Raw genomic sequence first — 17,016 nt, 5'->3', positions numbered from 1 at the left:
CCCGCCGACCACGAAATCGATAAACCGCCGCTCTTAGCTTCCTGGCGAGCCTGGTACGCTTTGGTACTAGCCGCCCTGACTGTCGAGTTAGTCATCTTCCTTGTTTTGACGCGCGCATTCGTATGAGTCTGCTCGACTGGCTGGTGCTGGGGGGAACCCTGCTTTTTATCGTGGGCTACGGTACCTGGCGCACCCGCGGCAGCCGCACCCTCGATGCCTACTTGCTCGGCAACCGGCAGGCCAATTGGTGGGGTATCGGTCTGAGCATTATTGCTACCCAGGCCTCGGCCATCACTTTTCTAAGCACTCCCGGTCAGGCCTACGACGACGGAATGCGCTTTATCCAGTTCTACTTCGGTCTGCCTTTGGCCATGGTGCTGATTGCCGCCGTGGCCGTGCCCATCTACCACCGCCTGCAGGTATTTACGGCCTACGAGTACCTGGAAACCCGTTTCGACCGCCGCACCCGCACCCTGGCCTCGGTGCTTTTTCTGGTGCAGCGGGGCCTGAGCAATGGGCTTTCCCTCTACGCGCCCGCGCTGGTGCTGTCGGCTATTCTGGGCTGGAATGTGAGTCTCACCGTCTGGCTGATCGGCGGGCTGATGATCAGCTATACCGTGGCCGGCGGCACCCGGGCCGTGGCCGTTACCCAGCAGTGGCAGGTGGCCGTTATCTTCACCGGCATGGCCGTGGCGGGCTACCTGCTGGTGCATTATTTGCCGGGCGGGGTCACGTTTACGGAAGCCGTGCAAGTAGCTGGTTACCACGGCAAGCTCAACCTTATTGACTTCCATTTCGACCCCAAGGACCGGTACAACTTCTGGACCGGCATGACGGGCGGCCTGTTTCTGGCCCTGTCGTACTTCGGCACCGACCAAAGCCAGGTGCAGCGCTACCTCTCGGGCGAAAGCGTGACGGAAAGCCGGCTGGGTCTGCTTTTTAACGGGTTGGTTAAGGTGCCCATGCAGTTTGGTATCCTGCTCATCGGGGTGCTCTTGTTCGTGTTTTACCAGTTCAACCAGCCCCCGCTCACGTTCAATATTCCGGTGCGCGAGCAAATTGCCCGAAGTGCGGAGTATGCTCCCAAGCTACGGGCTCTGGAGCAGCGCCAAACGCAACTCTTTGCCGCCAAGCGAGAGGCCACGACCCAGCTCGTGACGGCCTTGCGGGGGCAGAATGAGGTGCAGATTGCCGCTGCCCAAAGCTACCTCCAGACTACCGAGGCCGCTACCCGGGGCCTGAAAGACGACACGAAAGCTTTTCTGAAGCAGGCCGCCCCGACCATTGAAGCCAAGGACACGGACTACATTTTTCTCAGCTTCGTGCTGCGCTACATGCCCCACGGCTTGGTTGGTCTGCTCATTGCCGTCGTGCTCAGCGCGGCCATGAGTTCGGCGGCGGCCGGCCTCAACGCCCTGGCCAGCACCACCATCATCGACCTGTACCGTCCCAGCCGCCCCCACCTTACCGACTTGCACTGGGTAAAGGCCTCCCGCTGGGCTACGATTGGCTGGGGCGTACTCGGCATCGGTTTTGCCCTGTTTGCGGCCCGCCTCGAAAACCTGATTCAGGCGGTTAATATTCTGGGCTCCATTTTCTACGGCACCATTCTGGGTATCTTTGTGGTAGCCTTCTTTATGAAAAGCATTGGCAGCAAAGCCGTTTTCCGCGCCGCCATTGTTACCCAGCTGTTCATCTTCCTGCTGTTCTTCACCACCGATATTGCTTACCTCTGGTATAATATCATCGGCTGCGCCCTGGTTATGCTGCTGGCCCAACTCAGCCAGACCCTGCAGCCCGAACCCCAGAAAAAGACCGCGCAGCTAGCGTAAAAAGTAGGTAATCAGGAGGTGGGTGCCCCGCAAGGATTAGGTTATCGACCAACCAAAACGCCCCGGCCAACAACGTTGACCGGGGCGTTTTGTAAGGATCGGCTGACTACTTGCCTTTTTTGGCCAGCGCAATCAGGTCTTCGTTCATCTTCACGTAGTCGGCATTTTTGGCTTCCAGGGCCAGCTTGCGCGACTGTTCGGCCGAAGCAGTGGCGCCTTTGTAGTCCTTCAGCTTCATCTTGATTTTAGCCTCCGTGTGGACGTTCCAGAACTTGGGGTCCTTTTCGTTGGCTTTCTGAATCCAGGTCAGGGCCTGCTTCAGGTCTTTGTCGTTGTCGTAGTAGTACACGGCGGCGGCAGCCATGTCGTTGGCCGAAGCATTGGCGTTCTTCACGACTTTCTCGTCGATCTGGGCCATTACTTTGGGGTCTACGTCGGTGCTGATCTTAAACTTAGCCCCGGTCAGTTCCCACATCATATCCACGTTGGCCGTGGCGGGAGTCAGGTCCGAAAAGCCGATGGTGAAGGTTTCGGCCTTGGCCCCGAGCTTGTAGGTTTTGGCCGAGAAGCGCACCACGTCCTGGTCGTCCTTGAAGCCGTCGACGTCGGCGCCCTGCTTGGTGCTCTTGTTGAGCACGACCAGCCACTCGGTCTTGTTCGGGATGGTGTAGAGGCCATATTCACCGGCGGGTACCTTTTTGCCTTCCAGCGTCACGTCGTCCGAGAACTTGATGGTGGTAGTCTGGTTGGCCCCCGTGCGCCAGCGTTTGCCAAACGGCACGAGGGAGCCGAATACGGCCCGGCCCTTGCTGCTGGGGCGGGAGTAGGTGATGGTGACGTCGGTAAGGCCCACGCGCTGGGTCACGGTACTTTTGGGGCTGGCCGCGGGCGTCGTGATTTGGGCTTCAGCAGCGCTGCTCAGCAGCAGGCCACCCACGAGTAGCGTCGCACCCAAGGTGCGGGAAGAAGACTTCAGCAAGGAAGTAGAGAGCATACAGAAAGGATTGTGGGGTTTAGACTGGGTAAAAATACGCATTTAGCTCAACCCTGCGCACTTACTTTACCTTCACGCCGTGGGTGCGGAGCAGGGCCAGCACCTCGGCAGCCCGAGCCGGTTCGGCCAATTGCCGCAGGTCCAGAAAGTAGCCCACGTTCTGGGAAGTCAGCAGAATCAGCCAGGAACCGATGTGCCAGGCCTGGGGCACGGCGGCCCAGGTGTATTCCTCGTGACCCAGCGCGTGCAGCACCGCTACACCTTCATCTGAAAGCGTGTAGCGGGCTCCCGTGTGCAGGGCCGGGGAGGCATTATACTGCTTGCGCAGACTCCACCAGAGCAGCACGGGCCAGCCCAGCACGAATAGCAGCATCAGCAGGCTCATCTTATTGTCGTGCCACAGGTCAGGCAGGGTGCGCTGGCCGGTGAGCAGCACGTACAGCGCAAACAAGCCGCTCAGGGCCGGCAGCAGGATAACCCACAGCAGCGGATTGCTCTTAAAGGTGAAAACCAGGCTGGTGCGGGCGTACTCCGGGAAGGAGGTCCGCACGTTGGGGAAGACGAAAGGAGTCATGCGAAGAGTTAGAGGGGGCGTAAGCCGTGGCGTTGCAGCAGCGCCAGCACGTCGGCTTCGGTGGCGGGTGCTACCAAGCAGGCGGGATTCAGCAGGTAGCCCCCGGCCGAGCTGCTGACCAGGTAAAGCCAGCCGTTCAGGTGCCGGAAGCCCCGCAGCGCCGCCCAGGCGGTGGTGCCGCGCCAGATGGGGCTTTCCACGCGAATTCCGTTTTCCGTAAGAGTATAGGTGGCAGTGGCCTGCAGCAGCGGGCTGGCGGCGTACTGCTTCTTCAGAGCCCGGTTGAAGTTGAATACCGCGTAGCCCATGGAGGCCAGCATCACCAGCAGCGTGGCGCCCACGCGTACGCCGGTAGCCGTAGCGTCTTCCGATTCGGTGGGCGTATTCCAGAGCACGAAGCCAACCAGGGCGGGCAGCAGCAAAAACCGCAGCCAGCGGGTTTTCAGCGCGTGCTGCTGGTTGATCTTCTGAAACTCGGGGTAAGAAATCCGGACGTCGGCAAAAACAAGGGGCTGCATGGGAGCCAAAAGTACGCTTATTCCGCCGCCACTACCGGTTTGGGCAGCACTTCTAGCACCTGCGCCGCCGTAGCGGGCGGCTGCACCCTCTCCAGGTTCAGGTAGTAGCAGTGCTCGACGGAAGTATAAAGCAACACCCAGCCCGGCACCTGCTGAATACTGTAAAAATCAACCCAGCGGAAGAACCGGCTGCCCTCACCCTGCGTCGTGACCTGAACTCCGGCCGCCTCCACTACAAAGCTGGTCGGCAGCTGCTTGGCTTGTCTTTGCCGGTAGGCCTGCCGGTATTCCCACCACTGGTAGGCCAACCCCAGTACGCTAGAAACCGTGACCAGAACCACCCAGCCCACCCAGGCGCGCGGCCGAAACCAGAAGCCGAGGGCGGCGCCGGTTGCTACTATGGCCGCCCAGCGCTGCACCTTCACTTTCCACGGGTCGGAGGTAGCAGGCCGGGGCTCACGCTTATCGTCGGGGTAGCGCCGCCGCTGCTGCTCCTGGTGAATGGCCTGGAACTCGGCGAAGGAAACGGTGGTGGGCGCTACGCGGATGGGGGTAGCTAAGGCGCCTGAGGTAGACACTGCCGATATTGTGGTTAAGAGTAATAGAGAAGCCGATAGAGGTACTTAGCTCGCTGGTTTACAGATCCGGCTCCATGTTGGTCACTAGGTTGTAGCGGTTGATGCCCTGCTTTTGCAGCAGTTTGATGAGGCTTATGACCTGAACTGATGCAAGGCGTCCATCGGCCATGATTCCCAAACTAAGAGGCTTGCCGTGCTCAATCTGGTACAGCGCGGTGGCCGCGGCTACATACTCGGAAAGCTGGTCGTTGTCGGCTGTGGTAGGCAGTCCTATCGGCAAGGTGCGGCGCTGAATTGCTGAGGCCGTCAGCCAGGTAGGGAGCTGATTTACAGCATATCCTATAAACGGCATGTGGCCAAGTTCCTGCAGCTGAGACGTCGTGAAGCGCAAACCGTGTTGCTTGCTTACTCGCTCAATAAGAGCAGATTGGAAGTGCTCATTGTCAGTGACTAGGTATATCCGATTCTGGGCATCCACTGAGAGTAGAAGCTCATGATGCAGGCCTCGGGTGCACACGTTGGAAGAGGAAGGCGCATAAACTGGTGGCACTGGTGCCGCCAGCCGCCCCGAGGTTAGGAATAGGGAGCAAACGACCAGCAGCAATCCACCCCAGGGGCCCAGATCGAACACAGCTGACACAGGGCGGCGAAGACGGTGGGCGGCGTTGCTGGTCATTGGCTTAAGGTTAGACCGATAAGGTAACGATAAGCTCGGCATAACAAAAAGGGCGAAGCTTAAGCCTCGCCCTTTTTGTTATCCTACCTTTTTTATAGGTTTAACTTACCTCCAGCTGCAGCTTCAGCAAATTGGCGTACAGCCCGTTCTCACTGTGGCTGAGCTCGTCGTGGGTGCCTTGCTCCACGATGCGGCCCCCGTCGATAACCAGGATTTTGTCGGCTTTGCGGATGGTGCTCAGGCGGTGGGCAATGATGATGCTGGTGCGGTTCTGCATGAGCTCATCCATGGCACTTTGCACCAGCTTCTCGCTTTCCGAGTCGAGGGCGGAGGTGGCTTCGTCCAGAATCAGGATGGCGGGATTCTTCAGAATAGCCCGGGCAATGGCAATGCGCTGCCGCTGCCCGCCCGAAAGCTTCACGCCCCGCTCCCCGACCAGCGTATCCAGGCCTTCAGGAAACGACTCGATAAACTGCCAGGCGTTGGCCTTGCGGGCCGCCAGGGTAATTTCCGCGTCGGTAGCGTCGATTTTACCGTAGGCAATGTTTTCCCGAATCGAGCCGCCAAACAGCAAGGTTTCCTGGGGCACAATGCCAATGTGCTGGCGCAGCTCGGTAAGGTCGTACTGCTGCAGGTCGCGGCCGTCGATGAGGATTTTGCCGCCGCTGAGCTCATAAAATTGCATCAGCAGTTGCACGATGGTGCTCTTGCCCGCGCCGCTGGGGCCTACCAGGGCAATTTTTTCGCCGGCCTGAATGTCGAAGTCAATGTTCTTGAGCACCGGCAAATCGGGCCGCGTGGGGTAGCTAAAGGCCACGTTGCGGTAGTCGATGTCGCCGCGGACCTGCAGCGGGGCGGTGCCGGCCACGCGGGGCCGGTGGGTAGGCTCGGAGGGCTCGTCCAGGATTTCCAGAATCCGCTCGGAGGCGCCCAGGGTGCTTTGCACTTTGCCGTACAATTCACCCAGGCCGCCCACGGAGGCACCGATAAAGATGGTGTAAAGGGCAAAGGAAGTCAGGTCGCCGATGGTCATCTGGCCGGCCGCCACCAGGGAGGCGGCCCGCCACAGCACCATGATGATGCCGCCGAACAAGCCGATAATCACGAACGACACGAAGCCGCCCCGGTACAGGTTGCTGCGCAGCGCGGCCTGCAGCGTCCGGTTCAGGGAAGCCCCGTAGCGGTTGGTTTCAAACAGCTCATTGGTGAAAGCCTTCACGGTGTTGATGCCCTGCAGGGTTTCTTCCACGATGACGTTGGTTTTGGCCAGTTCCTCCTGGGTAGCCTTGGCCAGCACCCGGATTTTGCGGCCAAACACCATGGCTACCAGCACGATGGGCGGGAAGGTGAGCAGCATAAACAAAGACAGCTTCACCGACACCAGCATGATGAACGTGACGCCCACAATGAGCGTGGTAACCTGCCGGAACAGCTCGGCCAGGGTTAGGGAAAACGAATCCTGAATCTGGGCTACGTCGGAAGTGATGCGCGAGGTGATAGCGCCCACGCGGTGCTTTTCGAAGTAGGGAATGGGCAGGGTGACGAACTTGCGGTAGAGCGCCTGACGAATGTCGCGCACGGTAAACTCGCTGACCTGGGTGAAAAACCAGATGCGGCCAAACGAGAAGGTACCCTGGAGCAGAATGACAGCAAACAAACCCAGGGCAATCTGGGTAATGCTGAGCGTCAGGCCGTTGGGTAGCACGAAGGGCTTGCCATTGGCCGCATCCGTGAGCTTGCCAATCACCCAGGGAAAACCCATGGTCGTCGCGCTGGACAAGGTCAAGAGCACCAACCCGATAATGAACTTGGCCCGGTAGGGCAGCACGTAGCGGAAAATCCGCAGGCCGTGCCGGAAGCTTTCCTTGGTTAACTTCTTTTTGGGCACGTCCGGGTCGATGGTCGTGCCACTGGTATTCATTCCACTTCTGGCCATGTATTCTATCTATAGAACTCAGGATTGAGCGCCTAATGCTTAGATCGTGCGGGTAGAGCGTATCACCCCAAAGCCTGAGGGCTTTCTTCGGTTGGGTTTTACGTGCTAGTATCTAAGTTCTTAGCTCAGAGTTCTCACTTCTAATTTCTTAACGCCTTACTCGAATTTGGTTTTGCCCCGCTCCACCTTCAGCGTGCTAGTGTCGCCAAACGGCACGGGCAGTTGCACCTGAATAGCCACGGGCTGGCCCTTGCGGGTAGCGGGCTTCCAGGCCGGCATGAGGCCCAGCACGCGCAGGGCTTCGGCGTCGCACTCGGGGCTCAGGCTTTTCACCACGCTAGGGCCGCTCACGCGGCCGTCGGTGTCGATGGTAAAGCTGGTGAGCACCGTGCCCGTAACTTTATTGACGCGGGCGGCTTCCGGATACTTTACATTCTGCTGAAAAAACTCGCTGAGCTTCTGGGCCCCGCCCACAAACTGCGGGGGCACATCGGGGCGGTTGGCCGCCGGATTGCGCTGCACCTGCATCCGGCCGGGCTTGAGCACAACGGGCTGCTGGGCCGAAGTCGGCTGTTGGGCCTGAGCCCGTGCCGCCAAACCTAGGGCCAGCAAGAGGAAGAAAAGATGTTTCATGGAAGCAATGCGCGTGAAGGCCACCGAAAAACCGGGCCGGGCAGCTCCGTTTCCGGAGCTCCGCAAAGGTACGTACGGAAATGCCAAGCCAGCGGCTTCTGCCTAAACAACCTACCCTACGCAGGGTTCAATTCTACTTCGGGCTGGCGCGAAATTGCCAGTAAGCCCAGGAAAGTCAGCAACCCGTTGACCAGCAGAATCTCGAAGCCGAACTCGTAGCCGCCCAGCCAGGCCTTGGAATTGGCATTGAGCACGTAGCAGAACACCGGCGGCCAGGCGCACATCCAGGGCACGTATTTGTCGTGGAGCTGGCGGTGGGTGAAGATGCCGAAGCTGAACAAGCCCAGCAGCGGCCCATAGGTATAGCCCGCCGCCTTAAACACGGCCGAAATCAGGCTCTGGTCGTTCAGCATCCGGAAAATGAGGATAATAACGACCAGCACCACCGTAAACATCAGGTGGGTACGCTGGCGCAGCACGCTCTGCCGGGCTTCGGGGTACTTACTGATGGTCAGAAAATCGACGCAGAATGAGGTGGTCAGGGCCGTCAGGGCCGAGTCGGCGCTGGAATACGTAACGGCGATGATGCCCAGGATGAAAACAATGCCCGCAAACAGGGAGAAATGCTCGGTAGCCAGGAGCGGAAACACGTCGTCGCCGATGATTTTGCCGGCCGCATTCACCGGGAGCGTAATGCCCTTGGCGGCGGCATATTGGTAGAGCAGCACGCCCAGGGACAGAAACAGCAGGTTGACGGGCACCAGAATCAGGGCAAACCAGAACATGTTTTTCTGGGCGTCGCCCAGGGAGCGGCAGCTTAGGTTTTTCTGCATCAGATCCTGGTCGAGGCCGGTCATGACGATGGTGATGAACATGCCCGAGACGAACTGAGTCCAGAACTTGCGCGAGTCGGTCCACTCCCAGAAGAAGATGCGCGACATTTCCGACTCCCGCACCGTGGTAATCACCTGCTGAAAGCCCAGATTCAGCTCATCGGAAATCAAATACACCGAAATGCCCACCGAAGTCAGCATGGCCAAGGTCTGGAAGGTGTCGGTCCAGAGAATGGTTTTCAGGCCCCCGCGGAAGGTATAGAGGTAGATCAGCAGAATACTCACGGCCACCGTCACGGCGAAGGGTACGCCCAAATCGTCGAAGACGGCCACTTGCAGCACCCCGGCTACCACGTACAGGCGCAGGGCGGCCCCAATGGCGCGCGAAATCAGAAACAAAGCCGCCCCGGTCTTGTAGCTCCAGAACCCGAAGCGCTGCTCCAGGTAAGTGTAAATCGACACCAGATTGAGCTTGTAATACAGCGGCAGCAGCACGGTACCAATCACGAGGTAGCCCACCAAGTAGCCCATGACCACGGCCATGTAGCTCCAGGCCTGGGCGTGTACCATGCCCGGCACCGATATAAAGGACACCCCCGACAGCGAGGTACCAATCATGGCGAAGGCCACCATGTACCAGGGCACGTTGCGGTTGGCCACGAAGAAGCTGGCGCTGGTAGCCTTGCGCGAGGTGAGCAGGGCAATGACGATGAGAATGGTGAAGTAGCCGGCAATCAGGCTCAGAACCAGGGTAGGGGACATACGAATCGGAATGGGCCGGTAAAGATACAGTCCGGCGCGGGACTGTGCCGCAAAGCGAAATTCGCCGGCTGGCAGTTGGATTTAAGGAGGGTAAAAGTGGGGCGTAAGCTTAAGCAAGCTAGTTTATATTCAAGCTCAAAAACAGTACTTTTGAGTTGGTTTACCTAGCAACAATTCTCTAGTACATGAAGCATTATTTACTCGGTCTGTTACTGGCTCTTGGCACTACTGCGGTGCAGGCCCAGCAAACTCCGCTGGCAAATGCCCGCCACCCTTACGAGCTGCCGCAGGTACTGCGACAGGAACTAACCAAGCGGGGCCTAGCCTTGCCCGATGCCCCGCGCGGCACAGGCCTGCGCAAGCCCGGCAAAAGCACGATTTATCAGTGGCATGCTCCCACAAGCCAGTGGGCAAAGACGGGTCTGGTGGTAGCCTACACCTATGACGCGAAGGGGCAAGTGACCCAACTGGTTGAGGCCGACTCGGCTTCCCAGCAGCCGAGCACCCGTATCACTTGGGCCTATAACGCGGCCGGCCAGCAAACCAGCAGCCTGGAAGAAGAGTGGAACGGTACCGCTTGGCAAAATCAGGCGCGGAGCCAGGACACCTTCAACGGCGCTAATTCTTTGACCGACCACTTGGAGCAAGTATGGAAGAATGGGGCCTGGGAAAATCTGTTTCGCGCCACCGTTCAGTACGACGCCCGCAACCATTACATTGCCTACCGCAACGAGCAGTGGCGCAACGGGGCTTGGGCAACAACCTACGGCGGCCGAGCTACAGTGACCTACACCCCCGCCGGGGCCGTGCTGGAGGAAACCGAGGAATTCCTGGACCCCCTAACCAATACGTACGAGAAGGGCCCGCGCCGCCAGTATACTTACCCCAGTGCCACGACTACAGAGTACTCCGCGCGGGTCGATCAGCAGTGGCAAAACGGCGCCTACGTCAACCAGCAGCGTTTGGCCAACATCGTGCGTGACAGCCAAGGGCGCGAGACTTCCTCGGAATCGGAGTTGTGGGAGAATGGGGCGTGGCAGCTGCGCATGCGGGTTTCCGCAACCTACCTGGACAACGGCAGCCAGCTCGGTCAGATCGAGCAGCGTCTCAACAATGCCTGGGTTGCCACCGGGCGCTACCGCCACCTCTACGATGCCTCCGGCAACGAGGTGGACTACGCGTACGAATCCTGGACAAACAATGCGTGGTCGGTTGTGGAAGGCTACCGCTACCTGCTGCGCTACAATGCCGCCAACGACCTGACCGGTAAAGTGCGGCAGAACTACGACCCAACCACCAAAGCCTACGTCAACGCCCTGAAATACACCTACGGCGACTTCCGCGACATCACCCTAAAAACGACTGGGCCCAACTCGGCCTTAGCCGCCCACACCCAGCTGTACCCCAACCCAACAACCGGCCCCGTGACGCTGCAGGTAGCAGGCCTACGCGACGCCGAGGTGCCAACTGAAGTGGTGAACAGCCTGGGCCAGGTGGTGCAACGCCTGACGTTGCGCCCCGAACAGGCTGCTGCTGCGCTCGACCTAAGCACGCAGCCAGCGGGCCTCTACACCGTGCATCTGCACACGGCCGCCGGGCTGATCGTGAAAAAAATCGTGCGGCAATAGCAGGGTTGTCTACACTCCCTAACGGCAAGAGCCCCGGCAACGGGGCTCTTGTTTGGTTTCTACCCCCGCCTTATTCCCACTCCTGCCAGCGCAGCACTTCCCCGACCTTGGGCACGTGCAGGTCGCCGCGCAGCATGCCGCCGTGGGCCACATCCTGCAGGGTGCGAATGGGCTCGGAGGCTGGCTCGTCGCTCAAGTCGAAGGTGCCGTAGTGCATGGGCACCACATGGCCGGCCCGCAGCACGTTGGCCGCCTTGGCCGCCTCGTGGGGGTTGGTATGGCTGAGCTGCATCATAAAAGCCGGCTTGTAGGCCCCGATGCCCAGCAGGCAGATGTCGATGGGGCCAAACTGCCGCTCAACATCCTCGAAATGATTGGCGTAGGCACTGTCGCCGCCAAAGTACAGGAGCTTGTCCTGGGTGCGAATCAGAAAGCTGCCCCAGAGCACTTTGTTCAAATCATTCAGGCCGCGGCGGTGCCAGTGGGCGGCGGGCAGGTAATACACTTCCAGCGGTGCCCCGGGGCCAAGGTCGTACTGCTGCCACCACCCGGCTTCCTGCACGGCCAGCTTAGGGGCCATGCCCTTGAGTAGCGGGGCCATGCGCAACGACGATAGCACCCGCAGCTGCGGATTCTGGCGGGCCACCAGCTTAATGGAGGCCTCATCCAGATGGTCGCGGTGGCCGTGGCTGAGCAGCAAAAAGTCGATGCCCGTTAGCTCCTCGGGGCGGCAGGGCAGGGGGTGGCGGCGCTTCAGAAAAGCCGAGTCGAAGAGCAGCGGGTCGAAGAGCAGGGTGGTTCCACGAGTGCGCAGCACGAACGTGGCGTGGCCCAGCCACACCAGCCCGTCCTCGGTGCCACGCAGAAACTCGGTGCAGCTCACTACTTCCGGCGCCCAGGTATCGGCTTTCTTCTCCTCTTTCTGCGGGTTTTCAGTCAGGAATTTCCAGCGGAATACATTACTGAACTCAGGCGTGTAGAGCTCTTCGCCGTTGGCAAACCGGCTGCCGAAGAGCTTGTTGCCCGGGTAGCCGGACTTGACGGTATGGAGAGCCTCGTTGCGAAGAAAGGTGATGCGGGCAGCCATGTGGGCAGAAAGTGAGAAGGGAAATGCCGGAGCCAAAGAAACAGCAAAGCCCCGGAAACTTCCCGGGGCTTACGCAGTAGGCGAATGAAGTGGCCGCGCTAGTAGCCGAACGGGCCAATGGAAAACGGCGTGTAGCCCGGGGCCGCCCCGTTGGAAACCCGCACCCCGCCCGAAACCGTCATGTGCTCGGTGAGCTTGAAGTCGGCGCGCATGTTTACGCCCGAACCCAGGTTTGTGAAGCCCGCATAGGGGTTGACGCCGCTACCAAACGTGGTGGGGGTTAAGTCTTTCCAGGCCGAGCCCACCAGCGTCACCCGCGGCGAGAGGGCGTAGGCGCCGCCGCCCTGCACGATGTAGCGGTTCAGGCCGGCCCCGCCCAAAGTGCGGGCCCCCTCGGGCGTGGTAGCGCCGATGCCGGGCACGATGTGCATATAGGTCAGGCCGGCAAACACCGAAAACCGGTTGGTCAGCTGATAGGAGGCCAGCGGGGTCAGGTAAGAGGCCGAGCCAAAGCGGCCCGCCGTTATAAAGCCCGCACTCATGCTATAGGAAGTACGCGGGCCAACCAATCCCAGCTTGGGGGCGGTATCGGCGGGCACGGGCGCGGTAGGAAGCGCAGTGGTTTGGGCCCGGGCCGCGCTGGCCGATACGCCCAGCAACAGCGTTAGCGCAAGAGTAGAACGAAGCATAGCCAAAGACAAATGGGAAGTAGCCACTAATTGATTCAACAAGATACGAAACCACGCCGCAGGAAAAAGAAACCCGCCGTGGATAAGGCTCGGGCAAGCACCTGGCGCCAGCTTCAGCTACCGTAACCACATACCGAGGTTGGAAGTTGCCTGCCTGGGCTAAGCGGGGGCTGGGGCCAGCTAAGCAATGCGCAAAAGAGGCCCAAAGCCACCGCCAAGTTGCACGCTGCCTCGGTAAAATAAGGCAGATGATAGAGCCGTGCGGCCAGCTAGGCGGCTGGCTCGGGCTGGTGCAGGGCGCGCCACGCCTGCCAGGCCACGGCGGCTATGCAGGCGGCAAACCAGGCAAAGGGCAGCTCCAACTGAAGCACCGACAAGCCCCCGCATATTAAAATGGTGGTAAAGCTGGCCAAGCCCTGCACGGCTTGGTTCAAGCCGAATATTTCGCCCCGGTCTTCCTCCGTGGTGCGTTGGGCCAAAAGTCCTTCCAGCAAGCCCTGAATAAGCGACAAGGTCAGGCAGTCGAGCGTGATGATGAGGTAGAGCCAGAGGCGGGAAGAGCCCACTACCCCGTAGGCGGCCAGCACGGGCACGCTCACCAGGGACAGCCAGAAAATAGCCCTGCGCTGGTTGAGCTTGTCGGCAAAATAGGTGTAGAAGATATAGTTGATGGCAATGCTCAGAGTGCCAAAAAACATAAAGAAATACGACAGCGCCCGGGCGTCCATCTGCAGCGGACCCAGGCTGGCGAAGGGCACGAAGTAAAAGTAATAGCCCGTACTCATCGTCAGGGCTACTTGCATGAGCACAATGGCGCGCAGGCCGCGGGCCGGCGTATCCTTAGCCTTGAGGCGGGTCCAGATGGTCAGCACATTGACCGAGCGGCTCAGCTCGGCCCGGAGCTCGGCTCCCCGCACGCCGGGGCGCTGGGTATGGGTTTCGCGGAGCAGCAGGCTCAGGCCCACGTTCAAGGCGGCCAGGGTCACGGCCAGCCGCACGACGTAAGCCGCCTGCTGACCCGGCGGCACGGCCAACACCGTGAGCAAGGCCCCGGCGGCCATGGGGCCCAGCACGAAGCCCAGGGAAATGATGGCGCCTTCGAGGCCCAGGTTTTTAAACAGGTTTTCTTTGGGCGAAATATCCGTAATAGCCGAGCGGATGGTGGCGTACATGCCGTTGGTGAGTCCGTCGCTGAGGCGGTTGGTAAAGTACAGCCCCGCCCGCACCGGCAGCAGCAGCCCGTTGGCCAGCAACGTACCCACGGCCGACACAATCAGGATGGGCCGCCGCCCGTAGCCGTCGGAGAGCTTGCCCAGCACTGGGGCCGAAAACAGCTGCATGCCCAGAAACAGCGCCGTGCCGACCGACAGCCACAGTTGGGGCTGGGAGAGGCCGCGCACGAACTCGGGCATGATCGGCCCGATGGCTGCCCCAACGACGACATCGAGCAGGATGATGGCATAAATCAGCAGGAGCCTGAGGTCTTTGAGCATAAAGGGCAAATAACGCCGAAGCTGTGGAGTAGCAACGCACCCTCCGGAAGGATGAACCAGGAATAGACATTATTCTCAGATACCTGTACTTTAGCCCGTAGCTATCGTTCACTTTTTTACTGCCTTACTGCAAGTTTATGGAAGAGTTTGTACCCGAGAAACAAGCTGAGCAGCCCGAGCTGACAATTTCGGCCGAAGAAGCGGCCCAGATTCAGGTTCGGTTTATGACCCAGGTGTACGGCTGGATGGCCGGTGCCCTAGCCCTGACTGGCGGCGTAGCCATGATGGTGGGCGCCTCGCCCGAACTGCAGGAACTGGTATTCGGCAACCGCCTCGTATTCTGGGCCCTGCTCCTGACCGAGTTTCTGGTAGTGGGCTACCTGGGGCGCAACCTGTTTGAGATGACGCCTAACCAAGCCGTGGGAGCCTTTGCCGGCTACGCTTTGCTGAATGGCGTTACGCTGGGCATTATCTTTCTGGTGTACACGGCCGAGTCTATTGCTTCCACGTTTTTTGTGACGGCTGCCACCTTTGGCGTGATGAGCCTCTACGGCTTTCTGACCGGCTCCGACCTGAGCCGCTGGGGCAACCTGCTGCTGATGGGCCTGGTGGGCCTGGTTATTGCCTCGGTGGTTAATCTGTTCTGGTTCAACGCCACGCTCTACTGGGTTACTACCTTTATCGGCGTGCTGCTCTTCGTGGCCCTGACGGCCTACGACACCCAGAAAATCAAGATGATGGCCTTTATGGGCTACGGCGACGAAAACGTAGACCGCAAAGCCGCCGTGTGGGGCGCCCTGTCCCTCTACCTCGACTTCATCAATCTGTTTTTGTTTCTGCTCCGCCTCTTCGGCCGGCGCCGGTAAAACGGGGGAACTTTCAATACAAGAAGAAGGGACGCCAGCTACTGGCGTCCCTTTTTCTTGTACTCTTTATAAGCTAGCTCTACTTGGCCTTGCCAGTCAGCCAGTCGGCCCGGAATTTCTTCATGGCCTTGGTCACGGGCTTTTTGGCCGTTTCGTTGGTCACCACTTCCAGGGTGGGGTCTTCGGCCAGGGTTACCTGCGTAGTGCGGATGCCGCCGCGGGTGCGGTATTCCACCGCCAGCACGTCGCCGGGCTTGTGGGCGGCCAGCAGGTCCTGCACGGCTTTGGGGCTGCTCAGGCGCTGCCCGTCAATCTTGCGCAGCACGTCTTCCCGGTCGAGGCCGGCCTGGTAGAGGGGGCTGCCCAGCAGCGTGCTGCCGATGGCGGCCGTGCTGTCGGCCGTATTAAAGCTTAGGCGGCTTACCAGGCTGGCCTGCCCGGCCCGGGCGCGGCGCACCACCAGGCCCGCCGGGGCCAGCAGCTCCTCAAACTTGGGCAGCTCGTGGCCCAGGATGTGCTGGCGGAAAAACTGCCCGGCAAAGGCCGTGTCGCGGCTTACTTCGCCCAGGATGCGCTGCAAATCGGCCAGAGTGTAGGGCTTGGCCGGAGCATAGTTCTGCTGCTCCTTGCCGTGCTGCTGCCACACGGCCCGCATGTAGGCATCCAGGGTGGTCTTGTAGTTCTGGCGCAGCAGCATGTCCAGGGCCAGGGCGTTGGCCCCGCCAATGTAGTAGTACGACAGGTAAGTATTGCCCCGGTTGTTGGGGTCGATGGCCGCGGCAGCGTCCACGAACGGGGCCTGCTGGCTCATCTGCACCGGCGAGAAGCGGGCGGCCCCGGGCGAGTTCAGCATAGCCCCCACCAGGCCGCTCAAGGCTTCCTGGCAGTACTGGTCGTCGGTGTAGACGCCCGCCCGGCGCAGCAGCAGCTCGCCGTAGTACTGGGTGAAGCCCTCGGCAAACCAGAGGGAGTTGCTCATGTTGGCCCGGTCGAAGTCGAAGGGCTCCAGGTCGCGGGGGCGAATGCGCTCCACGTTCCAAGCGTGAAAAAACTCGTGGGCCACGGTGCCCAGGTTGTCGATGGCGCCGGGGCCACGCAAGGGGCGGTTGCTGGTCAGGGAAGTCGAGTTGCGGTGCTCCATGCCGTCGCCGCTGGTCTGGGGCAGGTAGTTGGCCACGAAGGTGTAGCGCCCGAAATCGTAGGCCGGCAGCTCCCCAAAAATGGCGGCAGCCTCTTTCACGATCTTCTTGGTGTGGTCGGTGAAGGCATCCAGCTCGGCGTCGGTGCCCTCGTGCAGCACGGCCATTTCGATGGTGCGGCCTTGTTCCTGCCAGGAGCGCACCTTCTGGGCGCCCAGGGAAGTGGGGCTGTCCATCAGATACTGTAGGTGCGGGGCGTAGTAAGTGCCTTTGCCGGCGTCGGGGCGCAGCTGGGTAGCCACCTGCCAGCCGGCGGGCAGGTCAAACTTCACCTCGGCCGGCCGTTGCTCCTGCCCGCGGGCATAGGCCAGCGTCGCCGGAATATTGAGGTGAGCATGCACCTGGTCGATACCGGCGTAGGTGCCGTCGGTCCGGTCGCCAAACAGGGTGTAGGTAAAGCGCACCGTGCCGTCGTGACCGGCTACGTCCCAGCCGTAGGGGTCGGGCCGGCTCAGGCTTAAAACTGTGCCTTTCGAGTCGGTGGCTTTCACGTCGTACACATTCTTGGCAAACTCGTGCAAGGCGTAGCGGCCGGGCGAGCTGCGGGCCATGCGCACCTGTAGCGGGCCGCTGGGCAACTCCGAAAACACAACGGTGACCTGGGCTTCGTGGTGTACCGCGTTGGGAAAAGCAACGCGGTATTGAACAGGGGCCTGGGCCAGGGCGCCCAGGGGCAGCGCCAGAGCCAGCAGGAGGGAGGCGGCGGGTTTCCGCATAG

General features: G+C 60.4%; 15 protein-coding genes. 3 read left to right on the top strand and 12 right to left on the bottom strand.

The window, feature by feature from the left end:
- Positions 1–122 precede the first annotated feature (122 nt).
- Complete coding sequence (locus E5K02_RS09350; RefSeq protein ID WP_135394289.1) at positions 123–1,832, top strand: sodium:solute symporter; 1,710 nt, start codon at positions 123–125, stop codon at positions 1,830–1,832.
- Positions 1,833–1,938: 106 nt separating this feature from the next.
- On the opposite strand, the gene E5K02_RS09345 is transcribed toward E5K02_RS09350, so the two are convergent.
- The 8 genes from E5K02_RS09345 to E5K02_RS09310 form a co-directional block, all read right to left on the bottom strand.
- A complete protein-coding gene (locus E5K02_RS09345) occupies positions 1,939–2,826 on the bottom strand; it encodes a DUF2911 domain-containing protein (RefSeq protein ID WP_135394287.1) in 888 nt (295 codons plus the stop codon).
- Between the two features lie 61 nt (positions 2,827–2,887).
- A complete protein-coding gene (locus E5K02_RS09340) occupies positions 2,888–3,400 on the bottom strand; it encodes a hypothetical protein (protein WP_135394285.1) in 513 nt (170 codons plus the stop codon).
- A gap of 8 nt (positions 3,401–3,408) precedes the next feature.
- On the bottom strand, positions 3,409–3,918 hold the full coding sequence (locus tag E5K02_RS09335) for a hypothetical protein (protein ID WP_135394283.1): 510 nt from the start codon (positions 3,916–3,918) through the stop codon (positions 3,409–3,411).
- 17 nt (positions 3,919–3,935) lie between these two features.
- Positions 3,936–4,496, bottom strand: a complete 561-nt coding sequence (locus E5K02_RS09330; protein WP_135394281.1) for a hypothetical protein — start codon at positions 4,494–4,496, stop codon at positions 3,936–3,938.
- Positions 4,497–4,554: 58 nt separating this feature from the next.
- A complete protein-coding gene (locus E5K02_RS09325) occupies positions 4,555–4,848 on the bottom strand; it encodes a hypothetical protein (protein WP_135394279.1) in 294 nt (97 codons plus the stop codon).
- Between the two features lie 424 nt (positions 4,849–5,272).
- Positions 5,273–7,093 carry an ABC transporter ATP-binding protein gene (locus tag E5K02_RS09320; protein WP_135394277.1) on the bottom strand — a complete coding sequence of 607 codons (1,821 nt, stop codon included), beginning with the start codon at positions 7,091–7,093 and terminating at the stop codon, positions 5,273–5,275.
- Positions 7,094–7,264: 171 nt separating this feature from the next.
- Positions 7,265–7,741, bottom strand: coding sequence for an energy transducer TonB (locus tag E5K02_RS09315; RefSeq protein ID WP_135394275.1), 477 nt, complete (start codon positions 7,739–7,741; stop codon positions 7,265–7,267).
- Positions 7,742–7,857: 116 nt separating this feature from the next.
- Positions 7,858–9,336, bottom strand: a complete 1,479-nt coding sequence (locus E5K02_RS09310) for a sodium:solute symporter (RefSeq protein ID WP_135394273.1) — start codon at positions 9,334–9,336, stop codon at positions 7,858–7,860.
- Positions 9,337–9,521: 185 nt separating this feature from the next.
- Here E5K02_RS09310 and E5K02_RS09305 point away from each other — a divergent pair, with 185 nt between their 5' ends.
- Positions 9,522–10,964, top strand: a complete 1,443-nt coding sequence (locus E5K02_RS09305; protein ID WP_135394271.1) for a T9SS type A sorting domain-containing protein — start codon at positions 9,522–9,524, stop codon at positions 10,962–10,964.
- Positions 10,965–11,034: 70 nt separating this feature from the next.
- On the opposite strand, the gene E5K02_RS09300 is transcribed toward E5K02_RS09305, so the two are convergent.
- The 3 genes from E5K02_RS09300 to E5K02_RS09290 all read right to left on the bottom strand — a co-directional run bounded on the left by E5K02_RS09300 (position 11,035) and on the right by E5K02_RS09290 (position 14,233).
- Entirely contained in the window at positions 11,035–12,051 is a 1,017-nt protein-coding gene (locus tag E5K02_RS09300) for an MBL fold metallo-hydrolase (protein WP_135394269.1), read from the bottom strand.
- 98 nt (positions 12,052–12,149) lie between these two features.
- Positions 12,150–12,740 carry a hypothetical protein gene (locus E5K02_RS09295; protein ID WP_135394267.1) on the bottom strand — a complete coding sequence of 197 codons (591 nt, stop codon included), beginning with the start codon at positions 12,738–12,740 and terminating at the stop codon, positions 12,150–12,152.
- Between the two features lie 269 nt (positions 12,741–13,009).
- Positions 13,010–14,233 (bottom strand): MFS transporter, encoded by a 1,224-nt coding sequence (locus E5K02_RS09290; RefSeq protein ID WP_135394265.1) that lies wholly within the window; start codon positions 14,231–14,233, stop codon positions 13,010–13,012.
- Positions 14,234–14,370: 137 nt separating this feature from the next.
- On the opposite strand from E5K02_RS09290, the gene E5K02_RS09285 reads away from it, so the two are divergent.
- A complete protein-coding gene (locus tag E5K02_RS09285; protein ID WP_135394263.1) occupies positions 14,371–15,099 on the top strand; it encodes a Bax inhibitor-1/YccA family protein in 729 nt (242 codons plus the stop codon).
- Positions 15,100–15,178: 79 nt separating this feature from the next.
- Here E5K02_RS09285 and E5K02_RS09280 read toward each other — a convergent pair whose 3' ends face one another.
- Positions 15,179–17,014 carry a M61 family metallopeptidase gene (locus E5K02_RS09280; RefSeq protein ID WP_135394261.1) on the bottom strand — a complete coding sequence of 612 codons (1,836 nt, stop codon included), beginning with the start codon at positions 17,012–17,014 and terminating at the stop codon, positions 15,179–15,181.
- Positions 17,015–17,016 lie beyond the last annotated feature (2 nt).

The sequence above is a fragment of the Hymenobacter metallicola genome (assembly GCF_004745645.1).
In the GTDB taxonomy this organism is placed as follows: Bacteria; Bacteroidota; Bacteroidia; order Cytophagales; family Hymenobacteraceae; genus Hymenobacter; species Hymenobacter metallicola.
Note: the sequence above shows the minus strand (reverse complement) of the source record. Positions and strands in the feature narration are given on the sequence as shown.

Excerpts from the sequence above, each read along its gene's own strand:
- E5K02_RS09350 (WP_135394289.1), top strand. The coding sequence starts at position 123 with ATGAGTCTGCTCGACTGGCTGGTGCTGGGGGGAACCCTGCTTTTTATC.
- E5K02_RS09345 (WP_135394287.1), bottom strand. The coding sequence starts at position 2,826 with ATGCTCTCTACTTCCTTGCTGAAGTCTTCTTCCCGCACCTTGGGTGCG.
- E5K02_RS09340 (WP_135394285.1), bottom strand. The coding sequence starts at position 3,400 with ATGACTCCTTTCGTCTTCCCCAACGTGCGGACCTCCTTCCCGGAGTAC.
- E5K02_RS09335 (WP_135394283.1), bottom strand. The coding sequence starts at position 3,918 with ATGCAGCCCCTTGTTTTTGCCGACGTCCGGATTTCTTACCCCGAGTTT.
- E5K02_RS09325 (WP_135394279.1), bottom strand. The coding sequence starts at position 4,848 with ATGCCGTTTATAGGATATGCTGTAAATCAGCTCCCTACCTGGCTGACG.
- E5K02_RS09320 (WP_135394277.1), bottom strand. The coding sequence starts at position 7,093 with ATGAATACCAGTGGCACGACCATCGACCCGGACGTGCCCAAAAAGAAG.
- E5K02_RS09315 (WP_135394275.1), bottom strand. The coding sequence starts at position 7,741 with ATGAAACATCTTTTCTTCCTCTTGCTGGCCCTAGGTTTGGCGGCACGG.
- E5K02_RS09310 (WP_135394273.1), bottom strand. The coding sequence starts at position 9,336 with ATGTCCCCTACCCTGGTTCTGAGCCTGATTGCCGGCTACTTCACCATT.
- E5K02_RS09305 (WP_135394271.1), top strand. The coding sequence starts at position 9,522 with ATGAAGCATTATTTACTCGGTCTGTTACTGGCTCTTGGCACTACTGCG.
- E5K02_RS09300 (WP_135394269.1), bottom strand. The coding sequence starts at position 12,051 with ATGGCTGCCCGCATCACCTTTCTTCGCAACGAGGCTCTCCATACCGTC.
- E5K02_RS09295 (WP_135394267.1), bottom strand. The coding sequence starts at position 12,740 with ATGCTTCGTTCTACTCTTGCGCTAACGCTGTTGCTGGGCGTATCGGCC.
- E5K02_RS09290 (WP_135394265.1), bottom strand. The coding sequence starts at position 14,233 with ATGCTCAAAGACCTCAGGCTCCTGCTGATTTATGCCATCATCCTGCTC.
- E5K02_RS09285 (WP_135394263.1), top strand. The coding sequence starts at position 14,371 with ATGGAAGAGTTTGTACCCGAGAAACAAGCTGAGCAGCCCGAGCTGACA.
- E5K02_RS09280 (WP_135394261.1), bottom strand. The coding sequence starts at position 17,014 with ATGCGGAAACCCGCCGCCTCCCTCCTGCTGGCTCTGGCGCTGCCCCTG.